We start from the raw sequence: 8576 nt of genomic DNA, 5'->3' as shown, positions 1-8576 counted from the left end.
AGCCACTGCGCCGGGGGAAAGACGGCGCGCCAGCCGCGTGCCGGAGGGGCACCCGCCAAGGCACTCGCGGGTCGCGCTTGTTCCGCCTCGGCAGTCGGACTCATGGATTTTCCTCCACCTGCGCCTCGAGTCGTCCTTCGCGGACTGCCTTGACGAAGGCGCGGTAGTCGCGCTGATTCTGGTCGCTGTACTCAACGGCAAACTCGCAGATGGCGTCGTCGAAAACGGCGCTTGAACCCATGTAGCCCGCGATCAGCGCCGCATCGCCCGAACGCGCATGTGCTCGCGCCAGTGCCCAGGCGCACAGCCGGCCATAGGTGGTCAGGCGGTCAACGTCCCATCCCTCGACGATCGCGCTGATCTTGACATCGCGCAACTGGCGAAAATAGTAGTGTCGGCCATTCTTCCCGGTCGTCCAGCCGAGGAACATGTCGCTTGCCGCCTGCATCAGGCGTTGCCCGGCAACCACCCGCTCGCCGTGGTTGGTATGCAGGCTCGCGCCTGCATACGGTTCGAGCACCGATTCCCGCGCCTCTTTTATCTGTAGGAAAAGCGGGTCATTGTCGGCGGCCATGAACAGGGCGACGAGGCATCGGGTGCCAACGCTGCCGACACCGACGACCTTGACCGCCACGTCGCACAGGTGGAAACGGTCGAAGAGCATGCGCACGTGTTCGGGAAGGGAATCGCGGTAACTTGCCAGGGCTTCCCGGTACTGCGTCCGCATCCCCGGGGCTCGTTCCTCGCTGGGGTGAAAGACGAGAGGCGGATTGTCCTTGATCTTCGGCAGCGCCCCATGATGTTCGGCGAGCTTCAGGAAAACGTTTTCGACAGCGCTTTGCTGGCGCGCTTTCTCGACCCGCCTGGCGAAGGTCTTCCTGAGTTTGTCGCTGGTTCCGGCCATCTCGGCCTGGACGCGCTCGAGCGAGATCGTGTCGTACCAGATGTCGAGCGCGCGCATCGACGAATAGTCAGCCATCCGCTCGCGATAGGCGCGCGCCGTCGCCGTCGCCGCCCGAGCGGCCTCGTTTTCATGCAGGTGCAGGTATTGCCCGGCGATGACGATGCTCGCGGTCAGACGCTTGAGGTCCCACTCCCAGGGCGCCGGCAGCGTCTCGTCGAGGTCATTGACATCGAAGATGACCTGCCGCTCGGGCGTCGCAAAGCCGCCGAAGTTCAACAGATGGGCGTCACCGCAGGCCTGTACCCGGAGTCCGGAGTTCGGGGTGGCGGCCAGGTCAGCCGCCATGATCGCCGCCGAACCGCGGTAAAAGGTGAACGGCGACTGCAGCATCCGGCCAAAGCGGATCGGCACGAGTTCGGGCATCCGTCCCTCGTTCGATGCCGTGAGCACTTCAATCGGGTCGCGCCGCTTCTTGGGCGGTTTCCATCCGCCCTGCGCCTCGCGCGGCACCACTTCACGCAGCGCGCTCCCGTGCGCACGGCGCTCCTGCGGCGAAAGAAGCGCTGCAGGAGCAGCGGTGACGTCTTCCTGTTTGTCATCAAGCCTGTTCCTGGACATCTTGGGTGAGCCTCCGTTTGACAATGCTCTCCAGATCAGTATAGAGCATACAAACCGGCCCTGGAGGCCTCGCGGGTAATCGCGGGAGGAAGGGTTGCTCGATCCTCTTGGGGTCCGCGTTCAACGCCCCCGCAGGGGAGCAATCGACTGGCCGAACAGCCGCGTGTCGAGGCCTGGGCAAGGTAAGCGCCAGGCCCCAGGGGGAACATGGCTGCACGGCGCAGCCGACGACAGCCGCGTGCGCAGCGAGCCAGCCCGGTGCGCTGTCTCGTCGGCGGCCGCACTGGCGAGCGAGGCGGAGCCCTTTGCGCAGTCGCCTCAGCCGCTATTGCGCAGACCGGCGGCGATCCCGTTGATCGTCAGGTGGACCGCACGTTTGACCCGCTCATCCGCGTTGCCGGCACGCAGCCGCCTGATCAACTCGATCTGCAGATGATTCAACGGGTCGAGATAAGGAAAGCGGTTGCGGATCGATCTGGCGAGCAGCGGGTTGTCCTCGAGCAGACACTGCTGCCCGCTGATCGCCAGCAGGGCGTCGATGGTCGCCTGCCACTCGGCCTTCACACGCGGGAAGATCGCCGCGCGCAGCGTGGGATCGGTGACCAGTTCGGAGTAGCGGGCGGCGATCGCCAGATCGCTCTTCGCCAGGACCATGTCCATGTTGGAGAGCAGTGTGCGGAAGAAGCCCCACTCGTGGTGCATGCGCTGCAGCAGCGCCAGCCCATCGGGATGCGCGGCGAGAAACTCGCGCACTGCCGTGCCAAAGCCGTACCAGCCCGGCAACATGAGACGGCACTGCGCCCAGCTGAAGACCCAGGGTATTGCCCGCAGATCCTCGATGGCGGTGGTTTTCTTGCGCGAGGCAGGCCGGCTGCCGATGTTCAGATGCGCGATCTCGGCGATGACGGTGGATTCCCAGAAGTAACGCTCGAAGCCGTCGGTCTCATAGACCAGGCCACGGTAGGCACGATGAGCCGACTGCGAGAGCATGGCCATCGTCTCGAGGTATTCCGGCCGCGGCGCCGGGTCGGGTGCCGCCAGCAAGGTCGCTTCGAGCACGGCTGATGCCAGGATCTCGAGGTTGCGCCGACCAACCTCCGGATTCGAGTACTTGCTGGCAATCACCTCGCCCTGCTCGGTCAGTCGCAGCCTGCCCTGAACCGCGCCACCCGGCTGGGCAAGGATCGCCTGGTAGCTCGGACCGCCACCGCGACCCACCGAGCCGCCGCGTCCGTGGAACAGGCGTAGCCTGACGCGGTGGCGGGCGAACACCTCGACCAGAGCGATCTCGGCCCGGTACAGCTCCCAGCCCGAGGTCAGGAAGCCGCCATCCTTGTTGCTGTCCGAATAGCCGAGCATAACCTCCTGCAGATCGCCACGGCTGGCGACCAGTCTCCGGTAGGCCGGCAACGACAGCAGGTCGTCCATGACCCGCGGGCAGTTGCGCAGGTCCGGGATGGTTTCAAACAGCGGGACGATGTTCACCGCCAGCTCTTGCGACTGCGGCAGCAGCAGGCCGCATTCCTTGAGCAGCAGCGCAACTTCGAGCAGATCCGAGACACCATCCGTCTTCGAAATGATGTAGTTCTGCACGGCTTCCGGGCCGTAGGCGCGATGGGCGTCGGCGGCGGTACGAAAGATCTCCAGTTCGCCACGCGTTTCGTCGCTGTAGGCGAGGTGGGATGAGGCCAGCGGCCGCGTCGAGCTGATCTCGCGCAGCAGCAAGTCGATACGTCCGGCCTCGTCACACTCGCGGTAACGGATGCCGGGGCAGACGGCCTCCAGGAGCTCCCCGACCACGCGCTCGTGCACCTCGGAGTTCTGACGCAGGTCGAGTGCCGCCAGGTGGAAGCCAAAGACGCGGGCCGCACGGCGCAAGGCGCGCAGGCGGCCGCGGGCCAGCAGCTCTGAGCCGTTGGCGACCAAGGAGCGGTGGATCACATCCAGGTCAGCCGAAAATTCCCCGCAGTGGGCGTAGGGGGCCGACTCACCCACCGGAGGCCGTTCCGGCTCGAGGCCGTCGAGGCTGCGCGCGGTAGCCGCCAGACGCGCGTAAATGCCGGTGAGGGCTCGCCGATAGGGCTCGTCGCTGCGTGCAGCGGCCGTGTCGGGCGAGCGGTCCGCCAGGGACTGCAACGCGTCGGAGACGCTGACCAGGCCCTCGGCGACCGACAATTCGGCTCCCAGGGCGTGAATCTCGTCGAGGTGGAAACGCAGCGCACGCACCGACTGCAGGCGCAGGGCCGCGCGCGTGACGGGAGCGGTCACGAAGGGATTACCGTCGCGGTCGCCACCGATCCAGCTGCCCAGGTGCAGGAAACCAGGCAGTTCGCTGACCGGGCGTCCGCCATCGGCCACGGCGAGATGATCCTCCAGCCAGCCATAGAGGCGTGGCAGTTCGCGCAGGAAGGTGTAGTCGTAATACGACAGCCCGTTGACCACTTCATCGAGGACCATCAGCCGCGTGGTGCGCAACATGCGCGTCTGCCAGAGGGCGAGCACGGCCCGCCGCAACTCCTCATCGAGCGACTCCTGTTCGTCGGGCGTCAGCCGGCTGTTGTCGCGCCGATGCAGCAGATGGGCGATCGTACGCTGCCCGTTGAGGGTGCTCTTGCGCTGGACTTCGGTCGGATGGGCGGTGAGTACGGGAACGATCGATGCGTCGTCGAAAAAACCGGACAACTGTGCCGGATCGCAGCCGGCGGCGCGGGCGCGCGCAAGCGCATGCGCCAGGCTGCCGGCATGCGGTGGCGATCCCGCGATCAGGTGGGCACGCGAGCGCCGAATGTGATGCTGGTCCTCGGCAATGTTCGCGAGATGCGAAAAGTAACTGAAGGCGCGCACGACGGTTTGCGTCTGGTCGCGCGACAGGCTGTCGAGAATCGCTGCCAGTTCCTGCCTGGCGCCGCTGTCCTCGTCGCGATGGAAGCGGATGGCGCTGACCCGGATACGCTCCACCAGTTCGAAGGTCGCCTCGCCTTCCTGTGCGCGCAGGGTGTCCCCCAACAGGCGGCCGAGCAGCCGGATGTCTTCGCGCAGCGGCAGATCCTTGTCCTCGGGAAAATCCTCAGTCATCACGGAATTCCTTTCTGTTAAGTCTTCTCACGACCGGCAATGGCCGCTGGTCTTGCTTCAGCCCTTTGCGCATGGCCATTTCCATCCCGCACCTACCCGGCGACGCGCTGATCGAATTCGTGCTCCGGCGCCGATGGGGAATCGCTTCCGTTTCCTCCAGGGGCTTCTTCTGACTGCTGAGCTTGCTCACCTACCGGATCCCGCGTCTGTACCCATGGGGCGGCGAGCAGCCCAGCGGCTGAGAAGCTGACCGATCGGGAACATCGTCAAGCCGACTGCTGTTTCACCTCGTCTCCCATCCACTTGACGAGCGTCGCCGCCAGATCGTCCGCGTTGACGGGTTTGGTGAGAAAGTCGTCCATGCCGGCTGCCAGACAGCGATCGCGGTCCTCCTGGAAAGCGCTGGCCGTCAGGGCAATGATCGGCAGACGGCTGCGGCCGCCCTCCTTCTCCCACCGGCGGATGGAGGCCGTGGCATCGAAACCGTCCATGACGGGCATCTGGCAGTCCATCAGAACCAGGTCCGGAACGGCACCGGAGGTGACGAACCTGACGGCCGCCTGACCATCGTTGACACTGTCGACCCGCACACCCCGGCCCTCGAGAGTGGCCTCGATCACCATGCGGTTCACGGCGTTGTCGTCGACGACCAGAACATGTCTGTGTTTGCGCAAGGACAGCCCGGCCTCCCGTTCTCCGGTGGCTGTCGGGCGTTCGGAATCGGCGCCGGCTTCCTGGGCCCGGATTCGGAACCAGAAGCGAGTGCCATTCCCTTCCGAGCTCTCGACCCCGACCTCGCCGCCCATGAGTCGGGCCAGATTGCCCACGATCGAAAGGCCGAGGCCGCTACCGCCAAATTTCCGTGTGGTCGAGGCGTCGACCTGCGAAAAAGCGTGGAAGAGCAATGGCTGCTTGTCCGCCGGGATGCCGATGCCGCTGTCGCTGACAGAGAACTCCAGGAGCGCCGCCCCGGACGATTCGATCGGACACCCCGCGATGCGCACAAACCCTTGGCTCGTGAATTTGATGGCGTTGTTGATCAGGTTGGCGAGCATCTGGCGCAACCTGACCGGATCGATCAGATAACACGCGTCCCGCTTTCCAGTCCAGGCGGTCTCGATGGTCAGCCCCTTGGCAACCGCCTGCTCGGTAAACAGCGCGGCCACCTCTTCGACAAGCTGCGCCGGGGCGACGGGCAGATACTCCAGCTCCATTCGTCCCGCTTCGATCTTCGACATGTCGAGGATGTCGTTGAGGAGGGCGAGCAGCGTCTGGCCAGAGTCGAGGATGATCCGCGCGTACTTCTGTCGATTCTCTTCCAGCAGATCCGGCAGCAGCAGGACTTGCGCCATGCCAAGAATGCCATTCATCGGCGTGCGAAGCTCGTGGCTCATGGTTGCCAGGAACTGGCTCTTGGCAAGGTTGGCGGCTTCGGCGGCATGGAGCGCCTCACGCAGTCTTTGTTCTCGTTCCACCAGGCGCTGCGCCCGTTCGGTCGCCTGCGCGCGGGCGCGCGCCAGCTTGGCGAGCAGCCAGGAAAAGATCACCAGCGCCAGCGACAACAGCCCCACCGACGCAATGGCCTGCCTTCGCCATCCCGCGAGAAAGTCGTCGGTGGCCAGGCCGACGATGAAATAGAACGGGTAGTCGGGAACGCGGCTGAAGGCAAACAGACGTTCGACGCCATCGGTCACTGCCTTGTAGCGGATGTTGCCCTTGGTTTCCCCTTGGTCGATCAAGGTCTGGATCGGATGCGAAATCGGCTGATTCGTCAGCGCCGGGTCGGGCGGTCGTCGGAGCACGGATCTGCTGTCGGTACGCCGGATGGCGAGCAAGCCTCGCGGACCGATATCCAGGGAGTCGAACAGCGCAACGTAGGTGGCAAGATCGAGCACGGCGATCGCGGCGCCGACGAATTTTCCCGACGTGTCGCGTATCGCTCGCCCCATGACGATGACCGTCTGTCCGGTGAAGCGGGAAATCTGGACATCGGAATACACCAGCCCAGCCTTCGGGTCGTCCCGCAGGGTGACGAAGTACGGACGATCCGACAGATTGGCAAAGGTGGCTATCGGATCGGAGGTATAAAGGAGGTTACCATCCGCGCCGATGAAGCGAAACGCCGAAATCTCCGGAAAGTTTCTGCGACTCATGGCCAGAGATTGGGTGACCTGGTGCTCGAAACGCGCACGCGCGGACAGGTCGAGGGCCGCGGTGTCCACCGAAGCGACCAGGCTTTCCAGCGCCGCATCAGTACGCCTCAATGTCGCATTGAGACGTTGCTGCAGGATCCCCGCCAAGTTCTCCGCCGTATTCCGTGCGCTCTGCACTTGCTGCTCGTAGCCCGACCAAAGCTGCTGGCCGACAATTCCAATGGCCAGCCCGACAGCGAGAACGTAAGCAATCAGGGCGGTCTTTCCGTAAGACATCATCTTCGGGATTCCCCATATTATGTGAGTCGACTCCAGTATGCACGACACGGGCCCCGACCGCGATAGGTGCGCCAAGCCAGCTGGCGCTACCGGCAGCCTTCGCTGTCGTCCGGACCAGGAGCGTCGTCGCGATGGAAGTAGAAGCGCTGCCGGGCCGCACCCGGCAGCGTCGCCACCGGCAGCGATTGCTGCTCCGCAGCGAACAGACCGTGGCGGCAGACGACGGCGATGCAGCGCCAGCGGCAAGACGAGGGGGCCGACCGGCGCGCCAGCGCGTCAGGTACACGCCTCGCGACCGAGCGTGCGGCGCACTTCGAGCTGGCAGACGACCTGCCCGTCGAAGGCGCAGGTCCAGCCGCGATTCTCCGGCCGGCAGCGCCAGCCGCGCGCGTCCGGCGTCGCACCAAGCAGCTTGTGCGTCGGGCTCTTCTCGTAGACCGCGCAGAGCGCGTCGGCCTGACGCTGCACATCGGCCGCGCTGCGCTCGCGCGCCGCCGCTTCGCTTCCCGCCGGCGACAGCGCTGGCGGGACGACCAAGGGCAACGCGTCGTCGCTCCGCTGCCAGCGCTCGTCGGCCAGGTTGCGACACGCGGCCAGCCCCGCCTGCGCCGCAGCGGCGAAAGCCCCGGCCGGGTGGTCGCGCAGATAAGCGCGATAGCCGTCGCCGCGGCCGCTGTCCTTCACCGCCTGCTGGGCCGCTGCCCACGCCTCCTCGTCGGCCCGCGCCGGTACGCCGCCGACGCCGATCGCGCGACACGCCTCGCGCAGCGCAGCGGCGCGGCACATCACCGGCGTCCAGCCGGCGAGGGGGATGAGCAGGCCGACCAGCGATACGGCAGCGAGCAGCACCGCCGCCATGCGCCAGGGCGGATAAGGCCCCCCCGGCGGCACCGGCGGGCGCGGCCGCCCGTCGACGATCGCGCGCAGCGTATCGACGAAATGCCGCCAGCACACGGCGTCGGTCGCGCCGTCCCACGTCGTCAGGTCGAGCGCCTGCACTTCGCCGAAACCGAAGGGCGGCGCCACTGCGTCGAGGCGCACCGGCAGCAGAACGCCGCGCGTCTTGGCGCGCTCCGCCTCCTCGCGCACGTACGCCCCGTCGGGTCCGGTCGACGCGTGCGTCCAGCAGACGACAACGCAGCGCGCGGCGTCGAGCTGCTCGACGATCGTCTCGCGCCAGCGCTCGCCGCCGCCGATGTCCTGGTCCCACCACACCGACACGCCCACGCCACGCAAGGCGCTGACCAAGGGCTCGACGCGCGGCCGATCTTCGCGCTTGTAGCTGACGAAGCAGTCGCTCATCGCTCGCTGGCCGCGCGCCGCTGCGCGGCTTCGACAAACGCTTGATCGACCGGCGACAGAACGCCACGCGCCTGCAGGACGAGCCAGGCGTCGGCGACCTGCCGCCAGGTGACGCCGCCACCGATCGTGGCGAGCCGCCAGAGCGACGCGGCCACGTCGCGCTGCGCTTCCGCCGACGCCGGGTTCGCGGCCGCCAGCCGGCGGCGCATCTGCAGGCTCTCGTCGAAGCTGCGCCGCGCCGCGGC

At 66.4% G+C, this 8576-nt stretch carries 4 protein-coding genes and 1 pseudogene; all 5 read right to left on the bottom strand.

The features are described from left to right. Positions 1 to 100 precede the first annotated feature (100 nt). Entirely contained in the window at positions 101 to 1522 is a 1422-nt protein-coding gene (locus tag CAPSK01_RS06420; RefSeq protein WP_034924133.1) for a DUF2252 domain-containing protein, read from the bottom strand. A 318-nt stretch (positions 1523 to 1840) separates the two neighbouring features. Next, positions 1841 to 4597, bottom strand: coding sequence for a phosphoenolpyruvate carboxylase (gene ppc, locus CAPSK01_RS06415; protein WP_034924129.1), 2757 nt, complete (start codon positions 4595 to 4597; stop codon positions 1841 to 1843). A 266-nt stretch (positions 4598 to 4863) separates the two neighbouring features. Continuing rightward, complete coding sequence (locus CAPSK01_RS22095) at positions 4864 to 7029, bottom strand: hybrid sensor histidine kinase/response regulator (RefSeq protein WP_273703205.1); 2166 nt, start codon at positions 7027 to 7029, stop codon at positions 4864 to 4866. Positions 7030 to 7305: 276 nt separating this feature from the next. Then, positions 7306 to 8331 (bottom strand): toll/interleukin-1 receptor domain-containing protein, encoded by a 1026-nt coding sequence (locus CAPSK01_RS06405; RefSeq protein WP_034924112.1) that lies wholly within the window; start codon positions 8329 to 8331, stop codon positions 7306 to 7308. Next, a pseudogene (locus CAPSK01_RS06400) lies at positions 8328 to 8576 on the bottom strand (hypothetical protein); the annotation flags it as partial. The pseudogene CAPSK01_RS06400 and the gene CAPSK01_RS06405, both read right to left, overlap by 4 nt.

This window comes from Candidatus Accumulibacter vicinus, from assembly GCF_000584955.1.
Lineage (GTDB): Bacteria > Pseudomonadota > Gammaproteobacteria > Burkholderiales > Rhodocyclaceae > Accumulibacter > Accumulibacter vicinus.
Note: the sequence above shows the minus strand (reverse complement) of the source record. Positions and strands in the feature narration are given on the sequence as shown.